Annotated in this window: 30 protein-coding genes; 13 read left to right on the top strand and 17 right to left on the bottom strand. The window is 67.7% G+C overall.

Annotation, left to right across the window (positions count from 1 at the left end):
• Positions 1 to 59: 59 nt before the first annotated feature.
• The 4 genes from K3U94_RS17195 to K3U94_RS17210 all read left to right on the top strand — a co-directional run bounded on the left by K3U94_RS17195 (position 60) and on the right by K3U94_RS17210 (position 3689).
• Positions 60 to 971 carry a sulfurtransferase gene (locus K3U94_RS17195; protein WP_047318772.1) on the top strand — a complete coding sequence of 304 codons (912 nt, stop codon included), beginning with the start codon at positions 60 to 62 and terminating at the stop codon, positions 969 to 971.
• On the top strand, positions 971 to 1387 hold the full coding sequence (locus tag K3U94_RS17200) for a SufE family protein (RefSeq protein ID WP_047318771.1): 417 nt from the start codon (positions 971 to 973) through the stop codon (positions 1385 to 1387). The genes K3U94_RS17195 and K3U94_RS17200 overlap by 1 nt, the downstream gene beginning before the upstream one ends.
• 92 nt (positions 1388 to 1479) lie before the next feature.
• The gene (locus tag K3U94_RS17205) at positions 1480 to 3282 is read left to right on the top strand and encodes an acetyl/propionyl/methylcrotonyl-CoA carboxylase subunit alpha (RefSeq protein WP_047318770.1); all 1803 of its coding nucleotides are present in this window, start codon (positions 1480 to 1482) and stop codon (positions 3280 to 3282) included.
• A gap of 5 nt (positions 3283 to 3287) precedes the next feature.
• Positions 3288 to 3689: a GNAT family N-acetyltransferase gene (locus K3U94_RS17210; protein WP_082134009.1), complete on the top strand. Its 402-nt coding sequence runs from the start codon at positions 3288 to 3290 to the stop codon at positions 3687 to 3689.
• 220 nt (positions 3690 to 3909) lie between these two features.
• Here K3U94_RS17210 and K3U94_RS17215 read toward each other — a convergent pair whose 3' ends face one another.
• Positions 3910 to 4896, bottom strand: coding sequence for a TIGR03557 family F420-dependent LLM class oxidoreductase (locus K3U94_RS17215; protein ID WP_220694492.1), 987 nt, complete (start codon positions 4894 to 4896; stop codon positions 3910 to 3912).
• Positions 4897 to 4977: 81 nt separating this feature from the next.
• On the opposite strand from K3U94_RS17215, the gene K3U94_RS17220 reads away from it, so the two are divergent.
• Positions 4978 to 5985, top strand: a complete 1008-nt coding sequence (locus K3U94_RS17220; RefSeq protein ID WP_220694493.1) for an iron-containing redox enzyme family protein — start codon at positions 4978 to 4980, stop codon at positions 5983 to 5985.
• Positions 5986 to 6178: 193 nt separating this feature from the next.
• Positions 6179 to 6616 carry an STAS domain-containing protein gene (locus K3U94_RS17225; RefSeq protein ID WP_047318767.1) on the top strand — a complete coding sequence of 146 codons (438 nt, stop codon included), beginning with the start codon at positions 6179 to 6181 and terminating at the stop codon, positions 6614 to 6616.
• A gap of 10 nt (positions 6617 to 6626) precedes the next feature.
• On the opposite strand, the gene K3U94_RS17230 is transcribed toward K3U94_RS17225, so the two are convergent.
• Entirely contained in the window at positions 6627 to 8753 is a 2127-nt protein-coding gene (locus K3U94_RS17230; protein ID WP_220694494.1) for a catalase, read from the bottom strand.
• A gap of 99 nt (positions 8754 to 8852) precedes the next feature.
• Between K3U94_RS17230 and K3U94_RS17235 the strand changes: the two genes are divergently transcribed.
• Genes K3U94_RS17235 through K3U94_RS17245 form a run of 3 tightly spaced genes read left to right on the top strand, consistent with a single transcriptional unit; the run spans position 8853 to position 11093 of the window.
• Complete coding sequence (locus K3U94_RS17235; RefSeq protein WP_220694495.1) at positions 8853 to 9542, top strand: HAD family hydrolase; 690 nt, start codon at positions 8853 to 8855, stop codon at positions 9540 to 9542.
• Positions 9535 to 10338, top strand: a complete 804-nt coding sequence (locus tag K3U94_RS17240; RefSeq protein WP_220694496.1) for a nucleotidyltransferase — start codon at positions 9535 to 9537, stop codon at positions 10336 to 10338. The genes K3U94_RS17235 and K3U94_RS17240 overlap by 8 nt, the downstream gene beginning before the upstream one ends.
• Complete coding sequence (locus K3U94_RS17245) at positions 10335 to 11093, top strand: metallophosphoesterase family protein (protein ID WP_220694497.1); 759 nt, start codon at positions 10335 to 10337, stop codon at positions 11091 to 11093. The genes K3U94_RS17240 and K3U94_RS17245 overlap by 4 nt, the downstream gene beginning before the upstream one ends.
• On the opposite strand, the gene K3U94_RS17250 is transcribed toward K3U94_RS17245, so the two are convergent.
• From K3U94_RS17250 to K3U94_RS17315, 14 genes are all read right to left on the bottom strand, one after another.
• The gene (locus K3U94_RS17250) at positions 11027 to 12799 is read right to left on the bottom strand and encodes a complex I subunit 5 family protein (protein ID WP_220694498.1); all 1773 of its coding nucleotides are present in this window, start codon (positions 12797 to 12799) and stop codon (positions 11027 to 11029) included. The two genes, K3U94_RS17245 and K3U94_RS17250, sit on opposite strands and share 67 nt — an antisense overlap.
• 6 nt (positions 12800 to 12805) lie before the next feature.
• On the bottom strand, positions 12806 to 13150 hold the full coding sequence (locus K3U94_RS17255; RefSeq protein WP_047318763.1) for a sodium:proton antiporter: 345 nt from the start codon (positions 13148 to 13150) through the stop codon (positions 12806 to 12808).
• Positions 13147 to 13902 (bottom strand): MnhB domain-containing protein, encoded by a 756-nt coding sequence (locus K3U94_RS17260; RefSeq protein WP_047318762.1) that lies wholly within the window; start codon positions 13900 to 13902, stop codon positions 13147 to 13149. The genes K3U94_RS17255 and K3U94_RS17260 overlap by 4 nt, the downstream gene beginning before the upstream one ends.
• Complete coding sequence (locus tag K3U94_RS17265; protein WP_047318761.1) at positions 13899 to 14150, bottom strand: Na(+)/H(+) antiporter subunit B; 252 nt, start codon at positions 14148 to 14150, stop codon at positions 13899 to 13901. The genes K3U94_RS17260 and K3U94_RS17265 overlap by 4 nt, the downstream gene beginning before the upstream one ends.
• Positions 14147 to 14440, bottom strand: a complete 294-nt coding sequence (locus K3U94_RS17270) for a monovalent cation/H(+) antiporter subunit G (protein ID WP_220694499.1) — start codon at positions 14438 to 14440, stop codon at positions 14147 to 14149. The genes K3U94_RS17265 and K3U94_RS17270 overlap by 4 nt, the downstream gene beginning before the upstream one ends.
• Positions 14437 to 14691: a monovalent cation/H+ antiporter complex subunit F gene (locus K3U94_RS17275; RefSeq protein ID WP_220694500.1), complete on the bottom strand. Its 255-nt coding sequence runs from the start codon at positions 14689 to 14691 to the stop codon at positions 14437 to 14439. Before K3U94_RS17275 ends, K3U94_RS17270 begins: the two co-directional genes overlap by 4 nt.
• On the bottom strand, positions 14688 to 15170 hold the full coding sequence (locus K3U94_RS17280) for a Na+/H+ antiporter subunit E (RefSeq protein ID WP_220694501.1): 483 nt from the start codon (positions 15168 to 15170) through the stop codon (positions 14688 to 14690). Before K3U94_RS17280 ends, K3U94_RS17275 begins: the two co-directional genes overlap by 4 nt.
• Positions 15154 to 15567, bottom strand: coding sequence for a ChaB family protein (locus tag K3U94_RS17285; RefSeq protein ID WP_047318758.1), 414 nt, complete (start codon positions 15565 to 15567; stop codon positions 15154 to 15156). Before K3U94_RS17285 ends, K3U94_RS17280 begins: the two co-directional genes overlap by 17 nt.
• Positions 15568 to 15671: 104 nt before the next feature.
• A complete protein-coding gene (locus K3U94_RS17290; protein WP_220694502.1) occupies positions 15672 to 16181 on the bottom strand; it encodes a universal stress protein in 510 nt (169 codons plus the stop codon).
• A 40-nt stretch (positions 16182 to 16221) separates the two neighbouring features.
• A complete protein-coding gene (locus tag K3U94_RS17295) occupies positions 16222 to 16392 on the bottom strand; it encodes a hypothetical protein (RefSeq protein ID WP_167344269.1) in 171 nt (56 codons plus the stop codon).
• A 94-nt stretch (positions 16393 to 16486) separates the two neighbouring features.
• Positions 16487 to 17494: an SDR family oxidoreductase gene (locus K3U94_RS17300; RefSeq protein WP_220694503.1), complete on the bottom strand. Its 1008-nt coding sequence runs from the start codon at positions 17492 to 17494 to the stop codon at positions 16487 to 16489.
• Positions 17491 to 19164, bottom strand: a complete 1674-nt coding sequence (locus tag K3U94_RS17305) for a GMC family oxidoreductase (protein WP_220694504.1) — start codon at positions 19162 to 19164, stop codon at positions 17491 to 17493. The genes K3U94_RS17300 and K3U94_RS17305 overlap by 4 nt, the downstream gene beginning before the upstream one ends.
• Positions 19164 to 19910 carry a gluconate 2-dehydrogenase subunit 3 family protein gene (locus tag K3U94_RS17310; protein ID WP_220694505.1) on the bottom strand — a complete coding sequence of 249 codons (747 nt, stop codon included), beginning with the start codon at positions 19908 to 19910 and terminating at the stop codon, positions 19164 to 19166. Before K3U94_RS17310 ends, K3U94_RS17305 begins: the two co-directional genes overlap by 1 nt.
• A gap of 13 nt (positions 19911 to 19923) precedes the next feature.
• Positions 19924 to 20334 (bottom strand): hypothetical protein, encoded by a 411-nt coding sequence (locus K3U94_RS17315; protein WP_412178190.1) that lies wholly within the window; start codon positions 20332 to 20334, stop codon positions 19924 to 19926.
• Between the two features lie 245 nt (positions 20335 to 20579).
• On the opposite strand from K3U94_RS17315, the gene K3U94_RS17320 reads away from it, so the two are divergent.
• Genes K3U94_RS17320 through K3U94_RS17335 form a run of 4 tightly spaced genes read left to right on the top strand, consistent with a single transcriptional unit; the run spans position 20580 to position 22806 of the window.
• A complete protein-coding gene (locus tag K3U94_RS17320; RefSeq protein ID WP_082134006.1) occupies positions 20580 to 20813 on the top strand; it encodes a hypothetical protein in 234 nt (77 codons plus the stop codon).
• A gap of 15 nt (positions 20814 to 20828) precedes the next feature.
• On the top strand, positions 20829 to 20984 hold the full coding sequence (locus K3U94_RS17325) for a DUF6131 family protein (protein ID WP_220696846.1): 156 nt from the start codon (positions 20829 to 20831) through the stop codon (positions 20982 to 20984).
• A 41-nt stretch (positions 20985 to 21025) separates the two neighbouring features.
• Entirely contained in the window at positions 21026 to 21982 is a 957-nt protein-coding gene (locus tag K3U94_RS17330; RefSeq protein WP_220694506.1) for an anti-sigma factor RsbA family regulatory protein, read from the top strand.
• Entirely contained in the window at positions 21982 to 22806 is an 825-nt protein-coding gene (locus K3U94_RS17335) for an MEDS domain-containing protein (protein ID WP_220694507.1), read from the top strand. The genes K3U94_RS17330 and K3U94_RS17335 overlap by 1 nt, the downstream gene beginning before the upstream one ends.
• A 44-nt stretch (positions 22807 to 22850) precedes the next feature.
• Here the strand turns inward: K3U94_RS17335 and K3U94_RS17340 are convergent, their stop codons facing one another.
• Positions 22851 to 23198: a J domain-containing protein gene (locus tag K3U94_RS17340; protein WP_220694508.1), complete on the bottom strand. Its 348-nt coding sequence runs from the start codon at positions 23196 to 23198 to the stop codon at positions 22851 to 22853.
• Positions 23199 to 23612 lie beyond the last annotated feature (414 nt).

Consider the following 23612-nt stretch of genomic DNA (forward strand, 5'->3'; position numbering starts at 1 on the left):
CGGAGAGATTTCCCGGCATGGGAGTGGCACAACGGTTATCGCCCGGTAGGCTCGGCATCGTGCCAGTGCCTGCCGACCCCACCCCCGCCCTGCAGTCCTACGCTCACCCCGAACGGCTGGTGACAGCCGACTGGCTCGCGGGCAATCTGGGCACGCCCGGCCTCGTCGTGGTGGAGTCCGACGAGGACGTCCTGCTCTACGACATCGGCCACATTCCCACCGCAGTCAAGATCGACTGGGTCACCGACCTCAACGATTCGCCGGTCCGCGACTACATCACCGGTGAGCAGTTCGCCGACTTGATGAACCGCAAGGGCATCTCCCGCGACGACACCGTGGTGATCTACGGCGACAAGTCCAACTGGTGGGCCGCCTACGCGCTGTGGGTGTTCACCCTGTTCGGCCATGAAGACGTGCGGCTGCTCGACGGCGGGCGCGACCTGTGGGTGTCCTCGGGCCGCGAGACCACCCTGGACGTGCCGAGCAAGACCACGACCGGCTACCCCGTCGTGAAGCGCAACGACGCCCCGATCCGGGCCTACAAGGACGACGTGCTGGCCAATATCGGCCAGGTGCCACTGATCGATGTCCGCTCGCCGCAGGAGTACACCGGCGAGCGCACTCACATGCCGGAATACCCGGAGGAGGGTGTGCTGCGCGGCGGCCACATCCCGACCGCGGTGTCCATCCCGTGGAGCAAGGCGGCCGACGACGCCGGCCGGTTCCGCAAGCGCGAGGAATTGGAACAGCTCTACGGCTTCCTCAAGCCCGGCGACAAGCCGATCGCCTACTGCCGCATCGGGGAACGCTCCAGCCACACCTGGTTCGTGCTGACCCACCTGCTCGGCCTCGACGATGTCCGCAACTACGACGGTTCCTGGACCGAGTGGGGCAACACCGTTCGCGTGCCGATCGTGGACGGACCCGAGCCCGGAGAGCTGCCCGGGGCCCCTGGGAGCCTCGTCGGCTGATGAGCCTGCCGGAGGGATTGGCGCAGGTGGTGTCCGACTTCGCCGAAGTCGAAGGCCAGGACAAGCTCAAGCTGCTGCTCGAATTCGCCGACGAACTGCCCGACCTGCCCGACGAGCTGACCGAATCCGCCATGGAACCGGTACCGGAGTGCCAGTCGCCGTTGTTCCTGCATGTGGATGCCGCCGACCCACAGCGGGTTCGGCTGTATTTCAGCGCGCCTGTAGAGGCGCCGACGACGCGCGGCTTCGCATCGATCTGGGCCGCCGGCCTCGACGGCGAGCCGGCCGACGTCATCCTGGGCGTGCCGGAGGATTTCGCGTCCCGGCTGGGGCTGGCCGCACTGATCAGCCCGCTGCGCCTGCGCGGGATGTCGGCCATGTTGACCCGCATCAAGCGGCATTTACGCGCCGCGTAAGGGGCACCTGGAACAGGTTCAGCGGTCGCGCCTTACACTGCCTGAAGCTAGATTCTTAAAGACCTTTCTTAAACATGCCGTCAGGAGGGCCAGTGGCAAACGATGCCAGCTCGAAGATCTCCAAGGTGCTCGTCGCCAACCGCGGAGAGATCGCAGTCCGGGTGATCCGCGCCGCGCGCGACGCCGGACTGGCCAGCGTGGCCGTGTACGCCGAGCCCGACGCCGACGCACCGCACGTCCGGCTTGCCGATGAGGCGTTCGCGCTGGGCGGGCAGACGTCGGCCGAGTCCTACCTGGTGTTCGAGAAGATCCTCGACGCCGCCGCCCAGTCGGGCGCCAACGCCATCCACCCCGGATACGGCTTCCTCTCCGAGAACGGCGACTTCGCCCAGGCCGTCATCGACGCCGGGTTGATCTGGATCGGGCCGAGCCCGCAGTCGATTCGCGACCTCGGCGACAAGGTCACCGCGCGCCACATCGCCGCGCGTGCCAAGGCTCCGCTGGTGCCCGGCACCCCGGACCCGGTCAAGGACGCCGACGAGGTGGTGGCCTTCGCCAAGGAGTACGGCGTGCCGGTCGCGATCAAGGCCGCATTCGGCGGCGGTGGCCGCGGCATGAAGGTGGCCCGCACCATCGAGGAGATCCCCGAGCTCTTCGAGTCCGCGACCCGTGAGGCGGTGGCCGCGTTCGGTCGCGGCGAGTGCTTCGTGGAGCGCTACCTGGACAAGCCGCGCCACGTCGAGGCGCAGGTCATCGCCGACATGCACGGCAACGTCGTCGTCGCGGGCACCCGCGACTGCTCGCTGCAGCGCCGCTTCCAGAAGCTGGTCGAAGAGGCCCCGGCGCCGTTCCTGACCGACGCGCAGCGCAAGGAGATCCACGAGTCCGCCAAGCGGATCTGCAAGGAGGCCGGCTACTACGGCGCCGGCACCGTGGAGTACCTGGTCGGCCAGGACGGCCTGATCAGCTTCCTGGAGGTCAACACCCGTCTGCAGGTGGAACACCCGGTCACCGAGGAGACCTCCGGCATCGACCTGGTGCGTGAGCAGTTCCGGATCGCCAACGGCGAGACGCTGGACATCACCGAGGACCCCGCGCCGCGCGGCCACTCGATCGAGTTCCGCATCAACGGCGAGGACGCCGGTCGCGGCTTCCTGCCCGCCCCCGGCCCGGTCACCCGCTTCGACCCGCCGACCGGCCCCGGCATCCGGATGGACTCCGGCGTGGAGACCGGTTCGGTGATCGGCGGCCAGTTCGACTCGATGCTGGCCAAGCTGATCGTCACCGGCGCGACCCGCACCGAGGCGCTGGAGCGCGCCCGGCGCGCCCTGGACGAGTTCCACGTGGAGGGGCTCGCCACGGTCATCCCGTTCGACCGCGTGGTGGTTCGCGACCCGGCCTTTGTCGGTGACGAGAACGGCTTCTCGGTGCACACCCGATGGATCGAGACCGAGTTCGAGAACAACATCGAACCCTTCACCGGTGGCGAGCCGCTCGACGACGAGGACGCGCAGCCGCGGCAGAAGGTGGTCGTCGAGGTCGGCGGACGGCGCCTGGAGGTGTCCCTGCCGGGCGACCTGGCGCTGGGCGGCGGCGGTGCGGGCGGCGGCGGTGCCGCCGGAGTCATCCGGAAGAAGCCCAAGGCCCGCAAGCGTGGCGCGCATGGCGGTGCGGCGGCGTCCGGTGACGCCGTGACCGCACCCATGCAGGGCACCGTGGTGAAGGTGGCCGTCGAGGAGGGCCAGGAGGTCGCCGCCGGTGACCTGGTCGTCGTCCTGGAGGCCATGAAGATGGAGAACCCGGTCACCGCGCACAAGGACGGTGTCATCACCGGCCTGTCGGCAGAGGCCGGTTCGGCCATCACGCAGGGCACCGTGCTCTGCGAGATCAAGTAAGCGACATCGAACCCGTCGAGATCAACGCCGGCCCGTGGTATCTGCGGATGCCACGGGCTGACGACCGAGTCGACGACCGTCCCACCCTGGCCGATCTGGGTGAATCCGACCCGGACTACGTCGCGAAGGCAGCCTCCGGCTGGGCCGATGACTCGCGCTACTTCTGGGCGGTCTGCGAGCCGACAACGGGCGAACTGTTGGCCGAGGTGACGCTGAATCCGGCCTCGGGTGAGATCGGCAGCCGCCATCGCTCCGGGCATGACCAGGCGGCACTCACCGGGGCACAGGCGGTGTCCCGGTTCGCCGCGGGCGCGTTAGGTCTGACGCCGGTGATTGCCGGCGTGGGTGGTGCGGTTTCGACCGATGAAAACCCAGGTCAAGCCGCCGATTGCCAGCACCAGAACTGAGATTCCGAAACCGAGCGTCCACCCGGCGTCGTGCTGCGCGGCAGCGCTCATGAAACCCACCAATGCGAGTGCCGCCATCAGCAGCATGACCAATCCCGGCAACTCGCGGCGGTCCTTGAACACCAGTCCGGCCCGCGGCTGGGTCGTACGCCTGCGATCGATTCCCTCATCGGTGTCGTCCATGAGGCCCCTGTACCCTCGGCGCTCGCCCCCGAAACCCTTACGGGGCGTCGCGCAGCGCCGCCAGCAGCGGCTCTGCGGCCTCCTTGAGGAATGCCTCCTGGGACTGGTCGCCGATCTGGATCAGCGCGATGTCGGTGAATCCGGCGTCCCGGTAGGCGCCGACCGCATCGACGATCGCATCCAGATCCGGTCCGCATGCAATGGCGCCGGCGACATCCCGGGGCTGCACGTAGCGGGTGGCGGCAGCGAACGCGGCCGGTGTCGGTAGCTCGGAATTGACCAGCCATCCGCCGCCGAACCAACGGAACTGCCGATGGGCGCGCTGTATCGCCGTATCCCGGTCGGGGTCCCAGCACACCGGCAGCTGACCGATGACTCGCCCACCGCCGGCCAGCCCGGCCGCCTGCCGTGCGGCATGCCAGGACTGGACCAGATCCCGGTCGGGCTGCACCGCGATCAGGTGATCAGCGGCCGCGGCGAATCTGTCCACGCCCTTGGGTCCCGACATGGCTACGGCCAGCGCGACCGGGATGTCCGGAAGGTCCCACAGCCGCGCTTGGTCGACCTGGAAGTAGTCGCCGTCGTGGTCGACCGTCTCGCCCATCAGCAGCTCGCGGATGATCTTGATGGCTTCGCCGAGCATGGCCTGCCTGCGCGCTACGTTCGGCCAACCGGCTCCCGTCACGATGTGCTCGTTGAGGTTCTCCCCGCTGCCCAGGCCCAGGGTGAACCGGCCCTCCGCGAGGATCTGCACGGTGGCTGCCTGCTGGGCCACGATCGCTGGGTGGTAGCGCATCGTCGGACAGGTCACGTAGCTGTACAGACCCATGTGCTGGGTGGCGTGCGCGACCGCCCCCAGCAGGGCCCACGCATTGGGAGCGTGGCCCTGCGATGCCAACCACGGCGAAAAGTGATCGCTGCACACGGCGAAGTCGAAACCGCGTTCTTCGGCGGCAACGGCGTACCGGACCAGCTCTGCCGGCCCGCTCTGCTCGGTCATCAGGGTGTAGCCGAAGCGTGTCATGCTGCTCGGGATACCCAACGGCCGACCGCCGAAACGACGCGGCGCCGTTTGGCGCAGTCCGTGCGCGGGGTACCCGCAAGCGTGTCCAGCGCAACGATCCACACCGAGCCGCGTCTGCCCGTCGCGTGCGGGCCGTTGTCCGCGGCGGTGTGCGGCCTGGTGCGTCGGCCCGCCGGCGCGGCCCACGAGTTCATTCCCCCGACCGCCGATGCCGACCCCTATGGCCGCGACCTGCAACTGGCGCTGTACGTCTGCTACGAGTTGCATTACCGCGGGTTCGCCGGAGTGGACCCGGGCTGGGAGTGGGACGCCACCCTGCTGGAGCTGCGTGCACAACTGGAGCACGCGTTCCTCGATCGCGTCCGCCGGGATGTCGGAGTGATCCCCCCGGATGCGACGGCCAGTGCCGAAATGGATGCTGCGGCAACCGAGCCCGTACACGGCACCGGGCCCTCGTGGTTCCTGCGCGATCAGGGCACCTGGGAGCAGGCGCGCGAGTACTTCGTGCACAGATCGCTGTACCACCTCAAAGAGGGCGATCCGCACGCCTGGCTCATCCCGCGCCTGACCGGCCAGGCCAAGGCGTCGTTCGTCGCGGTCGAATACGACGAGTACGGCGCCGGGCGAGGGCCGCGGGTGCACCAGCAGCTCTTCGCCGACCTGCTCACCGCCGCCGGGCTGGATGCCGGTTACCTCGCCTACCTCGACGTTGTTCCCGCCGAGTCGCTGGCGGTAGTGAACCTGATGTCGCTGTTCGGGCTGCACCGCCGCTGGCGGGGTGCGGCCGCCGGACACTTCGCGGCCACCGAGATCACCTCCCCGCCCGGCTCACGTCGCCTGGTTTCCGCGCTGCGGCGGATGGGCGCGCCGGAGCCGTGCGTGGCGTTCTACGCCGAGCACGTCGAGGCCGATGCGGTACACGAACAGGTGGTGCGCACCGACGTGATCGGCGACCTGTTGGACGGTGCTCCGCAATTGGAGACGGATGTCGTATTCGGTATGCGAGCTCTCGACGCTGTGGAAAATCGGCTCTCCGACTTGATGACCTCGGCCTGGTCGGCCGGACGCTCGTCTCTGCTCACAATTTGAAACTTAAGGTTTCACTGGGATTTTCCAGAAATTGTCGGGTATCTCTTGGCCAATCGGAGTGGACCTCGGTAACGTCTGGTTCCTCCGGTTGAGTTCACAGCCGCAGTGAAACGTCACCGCGTAAACGCAGACCCGGAAGTGATTACGTTGACGTGATCCAACAGCACGATTCGTCGACTGATGGAGCCACAACATGACGATCAGCAAGATTACTCAGAACGCTTTCGCCACTCCCGCAACGGAAGCCACTCAAGTTTGGCGGAATCACACCGCCAAGTTCACTGTCCACTGGGGTCGCACCGGAGCCGTCGTCGCCGTGAACGGGGAGATCGACGCGGCGAACGCCAGCTCATTCGCGGACTACGCCAAACGCTGCGCCGAATGCTGCGAATGGCTGGTGGTGGATCTCTCTGAACTGACATTTATTGGGACCACCGGGTTTTCAGCTCTTCAGTCGATCAGTGCGCAATGTTGCAGCGCACAGACGAAACTGAAGGTGGTCCAGAGTCCCGCGCTGTCGACCTTGCTGCGGATCTGCGATCCGCACGCTCGGCTTCCGCTGGTGGACTCGCTGACGGACGCGTTGGCCGAGGTGCAGCGGTCCGGCCGCCCACTTCGCCTGGTGCCCTGATCGAGGAGACCTAGGCGGGAACCGCGTCGGCAGCGCGGTTCCAAGCGCGGTGCTCGGCGAGTGCGGCGGCGAACGCGTCGAAGAACTCGTCGTTGAGGTCATCCGCGGCTGCCGTCGTCGTCACCACACCGGAAGAGACCACGACCGTGGTGTCCTCGGCCGGCTGCTCAGAGATGCCGGCCTTGGGCAGCAGCGTGACACCAGCCCCGAACGCCCCGACCACCTTGAGGTGTTTGTAGGCCTCCGTCACGAAGTGCACCGCATACCCGTCGCCGGAGAGCGCCTGCACGGCGTCTGGCCCACACGGCACCACCACCGCGTCGTAGAGCACCGACGCCATCGTTGTGAAGGCCCGGTCGACACTCAACTGCCCACCCGAGCCGCCGGCGAGCTGACCACCGGCGATGGGCGCCAGCACCTCGGCGATCGCGCCACGTTCCCGCATCGCCGCGACGAACCGTTCGACCCCTTCGACGTCCACCCCGTCGGCGGCCAGCACTGCGATCTTGCGACTTTCGATGCCGGGCGCAGCCGTCCCGGCGGGAACACCGGCGTCGCTCAGCTGCGAGAGCGCCGGTGACAGCACCACCTCGTCGACGGGCCGCTCATCGGGTGCCGCCAGGCCCAGTTTCTCGGCCACCTGCCGTGCCAGGCCGTGGTCGACCAAGTTGAGTTGTTCGACCACCCGCTGCCGGATCTCGATGGTCTCGCATTTCCCCAGTTCGAAGGCGTAGGCGGCGACGATGTGCCTGGCCTCCGGCTCGGACATGCTGCGCCAGAACATCCGCGCCTGGCTGTAGTGGTTCTCAAAACTCGCGGCGCGCTTGCGGATCTTGGCGCCGTCCACCTTCTCGGTGTAGTGCCGGAACACCCCTTCGTCCGCCAGCGCCGGGCAACCGCCCCCCAGTGAGTTCTTGTAGTAGCTGGACTTCCCCTTCGGAATCGCGTGCTGGCCGTAGCCGTCGTGCTGGTTATTGCGCACATCGACGATCGGCCGGTTGACCGGGAGCTGGGCGAAGTTGGGCCCGCCGAGCCGGATCAGCTGGGTGTCGAGGTAGGAGAAGTTGCGGAACTGCAGCAACGGGTCATTGGTGAAGTCGATTCCCGGCACCACGTTGGCGGTACAGAAGGCCACCTGCTCGGTTTCGGCGAAGAAGTTCTCCGGGTTACGGTTGAGCACCATCCTTCCTACCGGGCGCACCGGAACCTGTTCTTCGGGAATGATTTTGGTGGCGTCCAACAGGTCGAAGTCGAAATTGAACTCGTCGCTTTCCGCCACCAGCTGCACGCCGAGTTCCCATTCCGGAAACTGACCCGCCGCAATGGCATCCCACAGGTCCCGGCGGTTGAAGTCGGGGTCCTTGCCGGCGATCTTCTGGCATTCGTCCCAGATCAGCGAATGCACTCCGAGCTTCGGCTTCCAGTGGAATTTCACGAATGTCCCTTCGCCCTTGGCGTTGACGAAACGGAAGGTGTGCACGCCGAAGCCCTGCATCATCCGGTAACTGCGCGGCAGGGCGCGGTCCGACATCAGCCACATGATGGCGTGCAAGGTCTCCGGCTGCAGCGACACAAAGTCCCACAGCGTGTCGTGAGCGGACTGGGCCTGCGGAATCTCGTTGTCCGGCTCGGGTTTCACCGCGTGCACGAAATCCGGGAACTTGATGCCGTCCTGAATGAAGAACACCGGGAAGTTATTGCCCACCAGATCGTAGTTGCCCGCCTCGGTGTAGAACTTCGTGGCGAAGCCGCGCACGTCGCGCACGGTGTCGGCCGAGCCGCGGAAGCCCGCCACGGTGGAGAACCGCACGAACACCGGCGTCTTGATACCCGGCGTGGTCAGAAACCGTGCCGCGGTGTACTGCGCAAGCGAGTCGTCGTAGGGCTCGAAGTAGCCGTAAGCGCCCGAACCGCGGGCATGCACCACCCGCTCGGGGATCCGCTCGTGATCGAAGTGGGTGATCTTCTCCCGGGCATGGAAGTCCTCCAACAGGGTCGGCCCACGCTCACCGACGGTCAACGCGTCGTCGGTGTGGTCGACTCGCACCCCCTGCTGAGTCGTCAGGTACCCGGACTGCCGGTCGACCTGGCACTCGTCGAGCTGTCGCTGCTTGGCATCACGGTCCTCGGTAGCCACCGCTTTTCCTCTCGTCGGTATTTGGGAAGTCCGTGGGTGGGTATCCCAGCCGGGACATCCGCAAACGGCCCGGACATCGGCAAACGAGAGAGGAACACCGTGAGCGCCCACTCGGCTGTGTTGTTCGACGTCGACGGCACGCTGGTCGATTCCAACTATCTGCACGTGTACGCCTGGCGGCGCGCATTCGCCGAACTCCACCTCGAGGTGGAATCGTGGCGCATCCACCGCGCCATCGGAATGGACGGATCCGAGCTGGTGCGCGTGTTGTCCGACGACGCATCCGACGACGTCCGCCAGCGGCTCAAAGACCTGCACTCGCAGTACTACTTGCAGTCCTCGGCCTTGCTGTCGCCGCTGCCTGGTGCCCGGAAGCTGCTGGAACGCGTGGCCGCCCTCGGCCTTGCGGTGGTGCTGGCCACCTCGGCGCCCGACGATGAGTTGGCGGTGCTGCGCAAAGTGCTCGGCTGCGACGACCTGGTCGCGGCCGTCACCTCGTCGGCCGATGTCGACGTCGCGAAGCCGAATCCGGACATCATCGGGATTGCGCTGGACCGGGTCGGCGCAACGGCGCAGCGCGCGGTCTTCGTGGGCGACGCGGTCTGGGACGCGCAGGCATGTCTGCGCGCCGGGGTGCCCAGCATCTGTCTGCTCAGCGGCGGCGTCTCTCGCGCCGAACTGGAAACAGCCGGTGTCGCTGCCGTTTTCGACAACGCCGAGGATCTGCTCGAGCACCTTGATCAGACACCGATCGCCGGCCTGACCGACGGAAGGGGCGAGCATGGATGAGTCCACGTTCTTGACCACCCTGACCCGAGTGGTCGGCGCGCTGCATCGCGCCGACGTGCCGTTCGCGCTGGCCGGCGGCGCGGCGGTGTATGCCCGCGGCGGTCCGCACTCCCACCACGACATCGACCTGCTGGTCGAACCGTCCGAAGCCGAGCGGGCGGCGAAAGCCCTGGCCGAGGCCGGTATGTCGCGGGTTCAGCCGCCGGAAGACTGGCTGCTCAAAGTCTTCGACGGCGAGGTGCTGGTGGACCTGATCCATCATCTCGGCGAGATTCCCGTGAGTGCCGAGACCATTTCCGGCGCGCCGCCGGTTCAGGTCGGCTCGGTGATCGCCCGAGTCATCACCGCCACCGACCTGATGGTGCAGAAGCTTGCGGTGCTGGACTGCCACCGCTGCGATTTCGCCGAGCTCCTGATCGTCGCGCGAATCCTGCGGGAACAGGTGGACTGGCCGCAGGTGCGCCGGCGTCTGCGGAATTCGCCGTTCGCCGAGGCGTTCTGGCAGTTGCTGCGTGGGCTGTCCATCGTCGACGACGATCACCCCGCGCAGCACCAGCCGCCCGCCCATCTGGTCGCCGTCGTACGCCGGACGCTCGCGGAGGACCCGGAGATCGGAGAGCTGGGCATCGGGATCGACATCGACGACGACTCGGTGTGTTTGACCGGGTCGGTCAACGGCCCGCAACGCAGAGCGACGATCGAGTCGGCGGTGCGTCGCCTCGTCGGTCCGCGCAACGTCATCAACGACATCGAGGTGGTGCAGCTGGTCGAACCCGCAGAGCAGGTGACCGGGTGATTCGGGTAGCGGCCGTCGGAGACATTCATCTGGGCGAGGACTCGCGCGGCACCCTGCACTGGCACGGTCTCGACACCCGGGCCGACATGCTGCTGGTGGCCGGCGACCTGACCCGTCACGGGTCCGCCGCCGAGGGCCGGGTGGTCGCCGAGGAACTGATGGACTGCCCGGTGCCGGTGGTGTGCGTGCTCGGCAACCACGACTATCACCAGAATCAGCAGCACGAGATCACCGCGGCGCTGCGCGACGCCGGGATCGCCGTCCTGGAAGGCGAGACCCACACCGTCGAGGTGCAGCGGCAGCGGGTCGGTGTCGCCGGTGTGAAGGGCTTCGGCGGCGGTTTCGCCGGCCGATGTGCCACCGCCTTCGGGGAACCGGAGATGAAGGCCTTCGTCGGCGCCACCCAGGCCGCATCCGACCAGCTGCGCGACGGCCTGCGTGCGCTGCGCACGGACTATCGGATCGCGCTGCTGCACTACTCCCCTGTCGCCGACACCCTGTACGGCGAGCCCCCGGAGATCTACCCCTTTCTGGGATCGTGTCTGCTGGCCGAGGCCATCGACGACGCCGGCGCCGACCTGGCCGTGCACGGTCACGCCCACGCCGGAATCGAGAAGGGCCGCACCGCCGGTGGTGTCGCGGTGCGCAATGTGGCCCGCCCGCTGATCCGGGCGCCCTATGCCGTGTATCAGGTCAGCGGTAATCCGATTGCGGCGGCGAGCGCGGCGAGCGCGGTGAACATCCATGCCACGTAGTCGCCGATGTGTCCGGAGTGCGCGGCACGCAGCGCACTGAACAGCGGTGCGGCAACAGTGGTGGCAGTTCGGTGCACCGCTGGAGTCCAGCGGAACAGTCCGGCGGCCGCCACCCCGGCCGCCGCGAGCGCACCGACGGCGCTCATTGCGGCTCCGGCCACCGACCAGCCCGGCATGGACGCCGCGGTCGCGGCGCCGGCGTCGACGAAACGTGTTGCGGCGCTCTGCGCCCCGTGCGCGACCCCGGGCAGTACGCCGGCGGCCAGGCAACCGGCCAGCAGCAGTCCGATCGCCAGGTACATGCTGGGCGGAGTACGCCGCAGCCGGGTATCGGGCTCCTCGTCGCCTCGGGTCCGGCGCGGGTCGTCGGACGGCTCGGTTCGTCCGCCGATGCCGGTGAAGCACCGGACGCCGGCCCGCAGCACGGCACCGCCGGTGAACGCCGAAACCCCAAGGAACAGCGCCGATCCCCAGCCGCTGCCGACGGCTTCCTCGCACAGGGACTTGCCCAGTGCCGTGCCGAACGGCGGCAGGCCGGCCAGCGCGACGGCCGCGGTGCCGAAGCAGGCCGCCAGCAGGGGCTGACCCCGGCCGCGTCCGGCCAACTCCCATTCGTCGACACTGTGGTGGCGGTCCAACAGGACTCCCACGATCAGAAACAACGCCGACTTGGCCCCGGCGTGGCCGATCAGGTACACCGCAGCGCCCGCTATGCCGTGGGAGGTCAGCGTCGCGGTGGCCACCAGCGACAACCCCAGGTGGCCGACGGTGGAATAGGCCAGCAGCCGCTTGAGGTGCCGCTGCAGCAGGCACATCACCGCGCCGACACCGGCGGTCAGCGCACCTGCCACCACGAACACCCGGCTGACCACCGCCGGCGGCAGCGCACCCGCGAACACTTCCCAATACACCCGCCACAGCCCGTAGAGACCCAGTTCGACCATGACCCCGGAGAACAACACGCACACCCCGGCCGGTGCCACGGCGTGCGCGTCGGCCAGCCAGAAGTGCAGCGGCACGATGGCGGCCTTGACCAACAGCGCGGCCGACACCAGCACGAAGGCGGCCACCACCAGGGCGTCGGGCGGGCCGCGCAGCGCCGCACCGAGCTGGGCCATCCCCAACTGGCCGACGCGCCCGTAGAGCACGGTGATGCCGATCAGCGTCAGGCAGGCACTGAGCGACTGGATGATGCCGAAGTTGAGCGCGCCCTGGATCGCCGACCGGTCCTCGATCTTGATTCCGGTCAGTGCGTAGCCGACCGCACCCATCAGCTCGAAGAACACGAACAGGTTGAACAGGTCCGCCGCCAGCACGAAGCCGTTCATCGCCGCCAGGAAGATCAACAGCAGCGCGTCGAAGCGGGTACCGGCCTCGTCGAGGCCGCGGCGACTGTGCAGGGCCGCGCAGACGGTCAGCGAACCCACCAGGACCGCCAGTCCCGCCGAGAATGGGTCCGCGGCCAAAGCGATACCGACCGCCAGGCCGGCGTGCGGGCGCCAGTCGCCGATCCAGGCCACCATCGTGCGGCCGGATGCCGCGATCAGCACGGCGCCGGCCGCCGCAGTGGAGGCCGCCGACACGGCCAGCACCAGCGCATTGGCCGCCGGGCGGGACACCCGGCCGTGCAGCGCCAGCAGCAGGCAAGCCGACAGGATCGGTGCCGCGACCAGCAGCGGCAGCAGGGCGGCGGTGGTGGCCGGCACGGCGATTCAGCCCCGCAGTGCCGACAACTGGTCCGGGTCCAGGGTGTGGTGGCGTTTGTGGACCTGGATGGCCAGCGCCAGCAGCAGCGCGGTGACGGTGGCCTGAATGACGATGTCGGTGAGTGTCATCGCCTGCACCACCGGGTCGACCACTGCAGCCGGTCCGGGCGAATCGACGAAGATCGGCGGCGCCGCGCCACGCTGGTAACCGACCGTCAACAGCAGCAGGTAAGTACCGGCCTGCGCCACCGACAAGCACACCACCGCGTGAATCAGGTTGTGGCTACGGACGATTCCGAACGATCCGATCAGCACCAGCCAGCCCGCCACGCCGTATATGTAGCTGCTCACGACTTCTCCCGTCGCGGAGCGACAGTGATCTCCTGAGCCAGGAACTGCGCCAGCAGCACGGTCATGCCGCACGCCACCGCGATGCCGACCGCCGCGTTGAGCAGCGGCACCGTCCCCGCGGACAGCAACTGCCCCCGGGTGCCGGTCGGTACCACGTTGAGCAGGAATGCTCCGCCGGTGATCAAGCCGGTGACGCCGATACCGGCGAACGCCGCTGCGCCCAGTGCCTCGGCCACGTCGAAGACGTTGACCGGGCGCAACCGGTCCAGCGCCCGGAAGCTTCCGGTGACATAGAGCAGATGCAGACCCGCGGCCAGCAGTACGCCGCCCTGGAAACCCCCGCCCGGGGTCAGATGCCCGTGCACCACCACATCGATGCCCACCGCCAGGGTCACCGGCAGCAGCAGGTATCCGACGAATCGGGTGGCGTCCAGGGCGGTGCTGCGGCCTTGGACGCCATCTGAGTCGTGATACTCACGCTCCTCGACAGCGGGCCGCAGCAGGGCCATCACACCGGTCACCGACGCGACCAGGATGGTCTCCTCGCCGAGCGTGTCCAGGGCACGCTGGTCGAAGTTCACCGAGGCCACCACGTTGGCGGTGGCGTGCGAAAAGGCGGCCCGCACCGCAAGATCCCGATACCCGTGATGCGCCTGGCCGAACGCAGGCAGCTCGGCGAATCCCAGCCACAGCAGCACACCCAACCCGGCCGCGCCGGCGAGGAACAGCGCCGTGCGCCATGCGCGGTTCACCGGCTGATCTCCCGGTGTCGACGCTGCACCGTCCGGACGGTCAGCATGACCATCAACGGCACCACCACACCGCCGATGAGCAACTGGGACAACGCCACGTCGGGCGCCTGCAGCAGTACGAACAAGATTGTGAGGGCCAGGCCGAACACCGACAGCACGATCGCCTGCCGCTGCGGGTCGCCGGTCAGCGCGACGACGGTTCCGGTGATGCCGACCGTCGTGAGCGAGACCAGGACCAGGGTGGTCATGATGGCGAGTGGGCTTTCACCACCCCGGCGTCCTGGGCGGTCAGCCGGGCGGTGGCTGCCGACATCACCGGCGCGGTCAGCAACACCAGCACACTGATGAGCAAGACCATCGCCGAGGCCTCGGTGAAGCCGCGCTGCGCTATCAGGCCCAGCCCGGTCAGTGGGAAGCCGACCGAGGTGGTCACGCTCAGCAGGTGCAGGCGGTCCAACACACCATCGACGGCCGCGGCAGCGACCGCGCAGCAGGCCATGACCGATATGCCGGCGATGACCAGCAGCCAGGCGATCACGGTTCGCTCGCCAGCAGCCGGGTGTAGACCAGGGTCCCGGGAAAGGTGATCAGCGCCAACACCAGTGCAACGATCAGGGTCCAGTCCTGACGCCACGAGACGGCCAGCACCATCAGGGTGGCGACCGCGCCGACACCGGCGAATTCCAGGCCGACCAGACGCCGGCGGGCCGCGCCCCGAGCGGCCATCCAGACGCCCGGCACGAACACCCCGGCCAGCAGCGCCAGCGCGGCCAGCTCGCCCGCACTCACCGCCGCACCGCCTGCTCCAGCGCGCCCGGACGCTGCCCGGCCCGGTGTACCCGCACCGTCCGCGCGGCCGCATCGAGCACGACGGTTCCCGGCGTGGTGGCCAACGCCAAGCTCGCAGCGGTGCGGCGCGCGGCCGCGACCGATGCCGGCTCCTCGGGCAACACCACCGAGCCGACCGCCGATTGAGGACGCCGTGACGGGATCAGGATGTAGGCCCACACTTGAGCCGTCTGGGCCGGCAACTCGCCGGCAACGGCCGGCGCCCAGCGCAGCCACCCAAGCCGAAACCGCCAACGACCGCGGTTGGCCCGCCGTGCTGCGTGGGCAGCCGCAGCACAGGGCAGCGTGCACACTGCCGCCGCAACCAACTCCTGGGCGGTCCGCGTCGTGAGCGTCACCACCCACACCGCGCCGGTGGCCAACCACCACGACAGCGTCTCGCCGATGAACCCCGTCAGCCGGCTACTTACCGCGGACACGGCGGTTGTGCTTCTTGATCGCCGTGACCAGTTCGGATTTGCGCATCGTCGATCGACCGTGAATGTCCAGCCGGCGGGCGACATCGAGCAGATGCTGCTTGCTGGCGTTGGCATCGACGCCCTCTGCGGACGGTCCGGAATTGTTCGGGCCGCCGCCGGCCGCGCGCTTGTCCGAGGGGCCGCGCTTCTTCTTGGGCTCCCAATGATCCCCGACCTTTTCGAAACTGTGCTTGAGCGCGGCGTAGGCGACCCGGTGCGCACGCTGTTCGCTGCCGTATTCCTTGGCGGCGGCGTCGTGCGCTTTGGCGAAGGTGCGTTGCGCCTTGGCGCTGGAGCGCTGCAGTGTGCTGGGCAACTCGCCGCGTTTGGCGGTGCCGCTCTTCGTCGTCTTGGGCATGAGACCTCCAATCAGCGAATGCAATCCGGGTTGGTTACCCGATGTAGCGGCTCAGCAACCATTTCGGCAGCCGTACGCGAGCTGACCTGGCGCTGACGAACCAGTCACCATCCCGTCGGGTCGGCCGGCGCCTCGGCGCCCACGGGCTGCGCCGCCTCGAGGTCGTCATCCTGCAGGACGGCCAGCGGGCAGTGGCAGCGCGGCGTCAGTGCCGAGCCGACCGAGCCGAAAAGCAGGTGCCGCAACCGTCTTCGGCTGCTCGACCCGACGACAACCAGATCGGCTTGCCGGGATAACTCCTCCAGCGCGTCGACCGGGTCGGTGAACTCCACTTTGGTGTTCGGCCGCGAAGGCGTGCCGTCTGAAGCGCTGTCGGTGGCGACTTCGACGGCGTCATCGACGATCCGCTGCACACGCCGGTGCGGCAATTCGTGCTGGCCGAACACGATCCACTGGGCCATCAGCGGGGACAACTGGGTTGAGGCCGCGTGTACCAGGGTCAGCGGTAACGCACGGCGTTTCGCTTCCCGGGCTCCCCACCGCACAGCGGCCCTCGATCCCGACGACCCATCGACACCGACGACGATTCCGGCACCTGCAGTATCTGAAGTCATAATGGGCGCAGGTTAGCCATCGGGCCTTGATGTCAAACCCCTACGTGTCACCGCCCCTGGCTTCGGCGCCGGTTTCTCCGACATCGATTGCATCATCGGGACTGGTACGCCCCACGTAGCTGCCATCTTCGCCCTTGCCGGCACGCGACCACGCCTGGTGGGTGTCGGATTCGACGTCCGCCTCGGCCTTCTGGCCTTTTCTTTCAGTCATCGCCGACATCCTTTCCTCGTCTTCGTCGGCCGAATACCCGCCCGAAACCGTTCCTAGACGCCGCACCACCGGGCGTCTTACTCAGGCGTCGGGATCAACGCGGACGACGTGCGGCCAGCACCCCGGCTCCTGCCACCCCCAGCGCGGTGGCGGCCCCGGCCACCAGTCCGGCGTGTCGGGACGCCCAGATCTGCGGGCTGTGTGCGTGTGAGGAGTCGTCGAACTCGCCGCGCGCTCCGTGATCGCTGCCCGGCCGTTCGTCGAGCGGTTGCCAAAGGTTGTACGGCTTGTCGCCGTCGACGCGCTCACCGGTCTGCTGCGAGTCGTAGCCGGTACGGGCCAAGTAGCGGTCCAGCAGCGGTGCGGCGAATCGCTGGGCCAGCAGGGTGGCGACGGTGCTTTCACCCACCCAGTACTGCTTGCGCCGGGGATGGTCGGCGGCCCGCAGCACCGCCCGGGCAACCAGCTGCGGCTGATAGATCGGTGGCACCGGCTGCGGGTGGCGGGGTAACCGGGACAGCACCCAGGAGAACTGCGGCGTATTGACCGCCGGCATCTGCACCAGCGTGACGTTCACCTTCGAACCGTCGTGCAGCAGCTCGCAGCGCACCGATTCGGTGAAACCGTTGACAGCGTGTTTCGCACCGCAATACGCCGACTGCAGCGGGATTGACCGCTCCCCCAGCGCCGAGCCCACCTGCACGACGGTGCCGTGGTCGCGGGGCTTCATCCGCGCCAACGCAACCATGGTGCCGTAGACGAAGCCGAGGTAGCAGACTTCGGTGACTCGTTTGAACTCCGCGGGTCCGATCTCGGTGAACGGCGCGAAGACCGATGCGAAGGCGACGTTGATCCACGTGTCGATCGGGCCGAGTTCGGCTTCGGCACGGTCGGCGGCGGCCGCCACCGCGTCGTAGTCGGCGACGTCGGTGGGAATGGCCAGGGCGGTGCCACCGGCGTCTTCGACATCACGCGCCGCGCCCCGCAGCCCTGCTTCACCGCGCGCGAGCAGGGCGACGTTGGCTCCCCGTTTGCCGTACAGCTGCGCGACGGCGCGGCCGATCCCGGCGCTGGCTCCCGTGACAACGACGGTGTGAGTCATGGCTGGACTCCCTTCTGCGAGATGCGCTTTCCGGCAAGCCGTTCGGCGAGCCGGGAAGCCAGCGCCATGATGGTCAGCGCCGGGTTGGCCGACCCCTGCGTTGGGCAGACCGAGCCGTCGGAGATGAACAGGTTGGGCACCCCCCACACCCGATGGTCGGCATCGACGACGGAGTTCTCCGGTGCGGTACCCATCCGAGCACCGCCGATCAGGTGGGCGTAGCGCTGGATGGTCAGCACGTCCTGCGCGCCTGCCGCGTGCAGAATGTCGGTGATCACCTGGGTCGAGTAGGCCATGTTCGCTTTGTCGTTGTCGCAGCGGGTGTAATCCATTCGGGCCACTGGGATCCCGTTGCCGTCGACTTCGTCGGCCAGGGTGATCCGGTTGTCCGGCAGGGGAAGCAGTTCGTTGAGCACGCCGATCGTGCTCCAATGGTTGTAGTCGCGCATGTATTCACGCATCGCCCGGCCCCAGTGCCCGTCGGCGAGCACGTGCTCTGACCAGCCGATCGGCAGCGGCGACACGGTCTGGATGGAGAAGCCGCGGGCGAATCCGCGAGCCGTGTCGGTTTCGTAGAACTCTTCGCTGCTCACCTGCGGCGGCGGAGCCTTGTACATCCGCAGTTCCTCGGGCCACCGGCCCGCGGTCTGGGCCGCGCCTTGAACCATGACGTAACGGCCCACCTGATCGGAGTTGTTTCCCAACCCGTGCGGAAACCGGGTACTGGTCGAATTGAGCAGCAGCCGTGGGGTTTCGATCGAGTAGCCGGCAACCGCCACGACCCTCGCGCGCTGCAGGTGCTCGGCGCCGTTGTTGTCGTGGTAGACGACGCCGCGCGCCGCTCCGGCGTCATCGAGTTCGATGCGGGCGGCCATGCAGTCCGCACGGATCTCCACACCGTGTGCCAGGGCGTCGGGCAGGTGGGTGACGTACGGACTGGCCTTGGCATTGACCTTGCAGCCCTGCAGGCAGTAGCCGCGGTAGATACAGTGCGGCCGGTTTCCGAAGGTGCCGTTGACGATTCCGACCGGGCCCACCCGCATCTCGATCCCCAGATTGCGCGCGCCCTCCCACAGCTTGGACGCGGCAGCGGAGATCGGGTGCGGCGACGACGGGTAGCGGTGCGGATATCCCCATGGCCAGTTCTGTCCGGCTACCGGCAGTTCGGCCTCGAGCACTTCGTAGTGACGTCGGATGTCCTCATAGTCGATCGGCCAGTCCGCCCCGACACGGTCGAGGCTGAATGTGCGCAAGTCGCTGGGGTGAAAGCGTGGGCAGTAGCCGGCGTAGTGCACCATCGAGCCACCGACGCCGCGGCCGGAATTGTTCTTGCCCAACTCGATCGGGTCGTCGCCGCCGATGATGCGCTTCTGCGTCCAGTACAGCGGATGCGATCCGGCTTCGTCGGAGACCCAGTCGCTGTCGGGATGCCAGAACGGGCCCGCCTCGATGATCACGGTGCGCCAGCCGGCCCGCGCCAGTCGTTGCGCCAGCACCGATCCCCCGGCCCCGGCCCCGACGACGACCAGGTCAACCTCGTCATCGGTCGCATACCGGCGCATCGTCTTCTCACCGGGCAGCTCCCGCGACTGCACGTCCAGCAGGAACCGCGAGTCATTGTCGGGCGGGCCCAGCGATCCTTTGAGCAGGCCCCGCCAGAAGTCGCCCACTACGAGTCCTCTTCCAGCACCAGTTCCACCGGGTCCTTGTCGATGGCACCGCGGGTTTCGAACGGTTCGCGCGCCGCCGCCGGCCCGCTCGGGCCACCCAGCCGCATGAAGCCGCGTGGATAGGCCGGACCGCCGAACCCGATCTCGTTCCACGCCCAGGGATGGGAGTAGAACGCGGACAACGCCATCCGCATGCACACCGACCATGCCCGCATCTCGTTCAGCTGTACCCAGGCGCCGCCCTGCAGCCGGCCTCGGGAGAACTGGTCGACCAGTGCCAGTTGGGTCGGGACTTCGGCTGCGGCGAACGATGCCTTGCCGTACCGCTGCCCGGCGGCCTCGTCCAAGCCGCGCAGCACCAGACGCCAGGTCTCCCGGTCATCGGGCATGTCGGCGTATTGATAGCCGTCGAGCTGACCGTCGGCCAGTTTGGCATCGACGAACTCGGCAACGGGCACTCGCGGTTCATCATCTTGGGCCAGCACGATGTCACAGAACGCCCGCAGGGTGGGTTCCTCGGTGGCGCTGAAGAACCGCAGCGGCCCCGGCGGTTCCAGCCGGGCCAGCACCACCTTCCTGGTGGCCTCGTCCCAGCTGTCTTTCGACGCGAGCACGTCGAAGTCCGGGTAGCGCCCGATCATCTGCGGGGTGACACCGCGACGTTGCCGGGGCAACCAGGACGGGTGCGGGGGTTGGCGATCGGCCCGGAGATTCGGCAGGTGGTCGGGTCGGGAGGTGTCGGCCATGGCTGCCGGCGCCTCAGCGTTCGCGGCGCAGCACCGCGGCCAGCAAGCCCATCCCGCCGACCATCGCCATCAAGCCGGGCGCTGCGATCGGCGGACCCATCGGAACGTTGTAGGACGCCATCTTCCAGCCGCCGGGCTTGCGGGCCACCCCGCGGGCATGCAGGTACTCCCCCAGCAGCCCATTGGCGGCGTATACGCCTGCGGTCAACGGCAGCCAGCGTTTGGCCCAGCGGCGGGAGAACACCCCGCCGATCCCGGCGACCACCACCGGTGGCGTGACCAGAACCGGGCTCCACATCCACTTGTTACCGAAGCCGGCCTTGTAGTGCTCGAGATAGATCTCGGCGGTCGTGACAACCGCGGCGAACGCCGTCATCGCCGATAGCGACCTTTCGAAGCGACCATGCGCGACGTTACGCAGCATCCGATCGACGATATCGCCGGCTTCGCCGATCCACTCCGCGTGACTACCTGCCCGCGCACCGGACCCGCCTGTCTCCAGCAACATCATCTGCGCATTTCCGTTCCGCTCGCCGACGTTTCATCCCCAAAACCCGGCAGTACCCTGCCGCCACCGCGGTCAAACATCGCCCGACGCGCGCTTTTGGTGCCAGGTTTCGACAGCGGTGGAACGGGGAACTGATCGGGGTACAGATGAATGGAGGACGGATGCGAATCGGCGGATTGGCCGGAACCATTGTGCTGCTCTGGCTGCTGATAGGTGTTTTCGCCGCATGGCAGCGTGACTATTTCCACGGCAGCCAAACCAGTTGCGCAAATGCCGGAACCATCGCCGTCACTACGCTGGCGGGTCCCTTGAACTACTTCGGGCTCAACCCGGTCGTGTCCGATTGCCATCTGCCGCAGCCCTCTTCGTTGGGTGCGGTTGGTTTGATTGTGTGAGAGAAGGGATTGGTGATGATTGCCCTCGGAGTGGTCCTGATTATTCTGGCGCTCATCTTCAAGATCAACGTCCTATGGACGGTCGGCGTCATTCTGCTGGTTGTCGGCGCGGCACTCTGGATTCTGGGCGCGGTCGGTCGTCCGGTCGCGGGGCGGCGCTACTGGTATTGATCAGGTAGTGAGCGCAACCGAAGCACGCCGCGAACAATGCGATGACCGTCGCTGCCGACGCTGATCGCGGTTCCTTCAGGCATATCGCGCTGTTCTACCGGTCGCCGCAGGAATATCTGGATTACCTGGTGCCATTCGTCGCCGAGGGCGTCGCCGACGGTCTCCCGGTCTTGGTGGCCGTACCTGAACCCAACCTCTCGCTGCTGCGCGCCGCACTCCCCAACGACGCAGTCGAATTCGTGACGCTGGCCGACATGAGCCAAGTCGGACGCAACCCGACCCACATATTGGGCGGCGTGCTGGGCACTTTCGCGGCCCGGCATCCATCGGGGCCGGTGCGAATGGTCGGCGAACCGGTCTGGAGCGGCCGGTCGGAGCTGGAGTATCCGGCCTGCGTTCAGCATGAGGCCCTGGTCAATGAGGCGTTCACCGGCCGGGGTCTGACCATTCTCTGCCCTTACGACGCAACACATCTGGACTCAGATATCCTCGTCGACGCCGAGATCACCCATCCATGGCTGGGCCACGTCGGGCAACCGGACCGCACCAGCGCGGGCTTCGCTCCCGATGCCGCCTGGGTGCGCTACAACGAACCGCTGCCCAGCATCCCGACGGCGGCAAGCTGTACCCTGCACCGACTTACCGACCTGGCCGGAGCCCGCCAATTCGCCGCCAAGTACGCACGCTGGTTCGGTTTCGCCGCCGCCGAGATCGCGGACCTGCAGTTGATAGTCAATGAGCTGGCGTCCAACAGCCTGCAGCACGGACGGGAACCGTGCACCCTGCTGCTGTGGGAGGCGGAGGACCAATTGATCTGCCAGGTAAGTGACTCCGGCCGCTTGACCGACCGGCTGGCCGGGCGGCGGCCGATCCTCGGACTTGGCGATCACGGTTGCGGATTGTTCGTGGTCAACGCAACCGCTGATCTGGTGCGCATCCACACCACAGCCTCCGGAACCACGGTGCAGGCGCACCTACGGATGAGGAAGTCAGCGTGATGGCCGGCTATCGAGCGGACCCCTCGGGTGAATTCGGCCACGTGGGTTGGGAATACCGGGATCGGAGCGAATTCCTGTACCGTGCGGCCGAGTACATCGCGGACGGCTTGAACCTGGGACAGCGGGTCACCTACGTCGGAGAGGACGATCCGGTGACCATGCGAGCCAGCCTGGCTGCTGCCGGGCTCGGCGGTGATGCGGGCGAGGTGCACGTCAAGACGGTTCCCGAGCACTTCTTGTTCCGGGGCGACGTCGTCGACGCCGAGCGCATGACCGAGCGCTACGCGGCGGCCGCAGTCGGGGCCGTCGCTGCGGGCTACAACGGGCTGCGGGTCGTCATCGATACAACGCCGGTGGTTCGCACACCCGCACAGCGCGAAGCGCAGGCCGCACTGGAGTTCCTCGGAGACCGCCGGATCGCCACGCTGCCTGTCGCGGCGATGTGCGGTTACGACGTCGCCGAACTCGGTGACGCCGCAGCCGGGTTGGTGTGCCTTCACCCGGCGGCCGGCCCCAGTTCGGTGCCATTCCAGCTGTACGCCCAGCCTGCTGGGCGCAACGCGATCGCGTTGGCGGGCAACCTCGACGCCGCGAGCGAGCCGCTGTTCGTCACCACCCTGCGGCGGGTTCTGCCGCTGTTGTCGCACGACACCCTTGAGATCGACGCGCGGGAACTGGAGTTCGTCGGGCACCGTCAGCTCTGCCTGCTCGACCGCTATTGTGCCGCCCACGGCCGAAAGGCCGTGCTGCGCAGCGATCGAGCAGTAGTGCGCCGGTTGGTCGCCCTCCTCGACTTCGTTAACGTCCAGATCGAGACCACCTGACGCTTGAGCGTCCAGGCGTGGCGATCGCGCCCGGGCCATAGCTGTCAGCGATGCCGGCGCACCGGGCCGGCCCACAGGTCTTTCCGTGGTGTCGGTGCGGGCTCGTCGCGGTAGGTGACCGGGACCTGTACCGGCCCCTGTCGATTCGCGTTGGACGATGCCGGCGGAGGCCGCTCGTCGCCGGCCTGGTGGCGGCTACCCTGGCGCAGCCGGGCATAGGCGCCCAGCAGCTGCTGTAACTGCTCCTCCGCGTCGGCGGTCGGCGGACGGCCCGCATTGCCGGCGTCGGGATGGAGCGTGCGCAACTTGGCGCGGAAGGCATGGCTGATCTCAGCCGGCGTGGCCGCCGCTGTCACACCCAGCACTGCGTAGGGGTCGGGACTCTTGCTCATAACGCCACCAAGGGCCAAGCAGGGGTTGGTCGTACCTGATCGACTTGCCGTTCGGCCGGCGAGGCCTGCTGCCGGAGAGAGAGCGTTGACGGCAGCAGGGCCCCGTCGAACCCTGCGGTGACATCGTGCGCGGCCCACGTCATTTCGCTGCCACATCGGTGGCGATGCGCGCGCAGAACCGGGCTGCGTCGACGCGCTCACGATGGTCGGATAGCCGTGAGCGACGCACGAGAGTCACCGTCCGCTGGTGTTAATCGCGTAAGGCCATCACCTCCCTCGTCGGCAACTGCTTGACCAAGTCGGCAGCGGCATCACGGAGGAGACCGCTGCGTCGGCCACACTCGCCTGTTGCGCCGCCGCGTGGCCGAACGATGCCGGCGACTGGCTGGTAGTGGCGCATCATGCCGATCAGGA

The sequence above is a fragment of the Mycolicibacter heraklionensis genome (assembly GCF_019645815.1).
GTDB lineage: Bacteria > Actinomycetota > Actinomycetes > Mycobacteriales > Mycobacteriaceae > Mycobacterium > Mycobacterium heraklionense.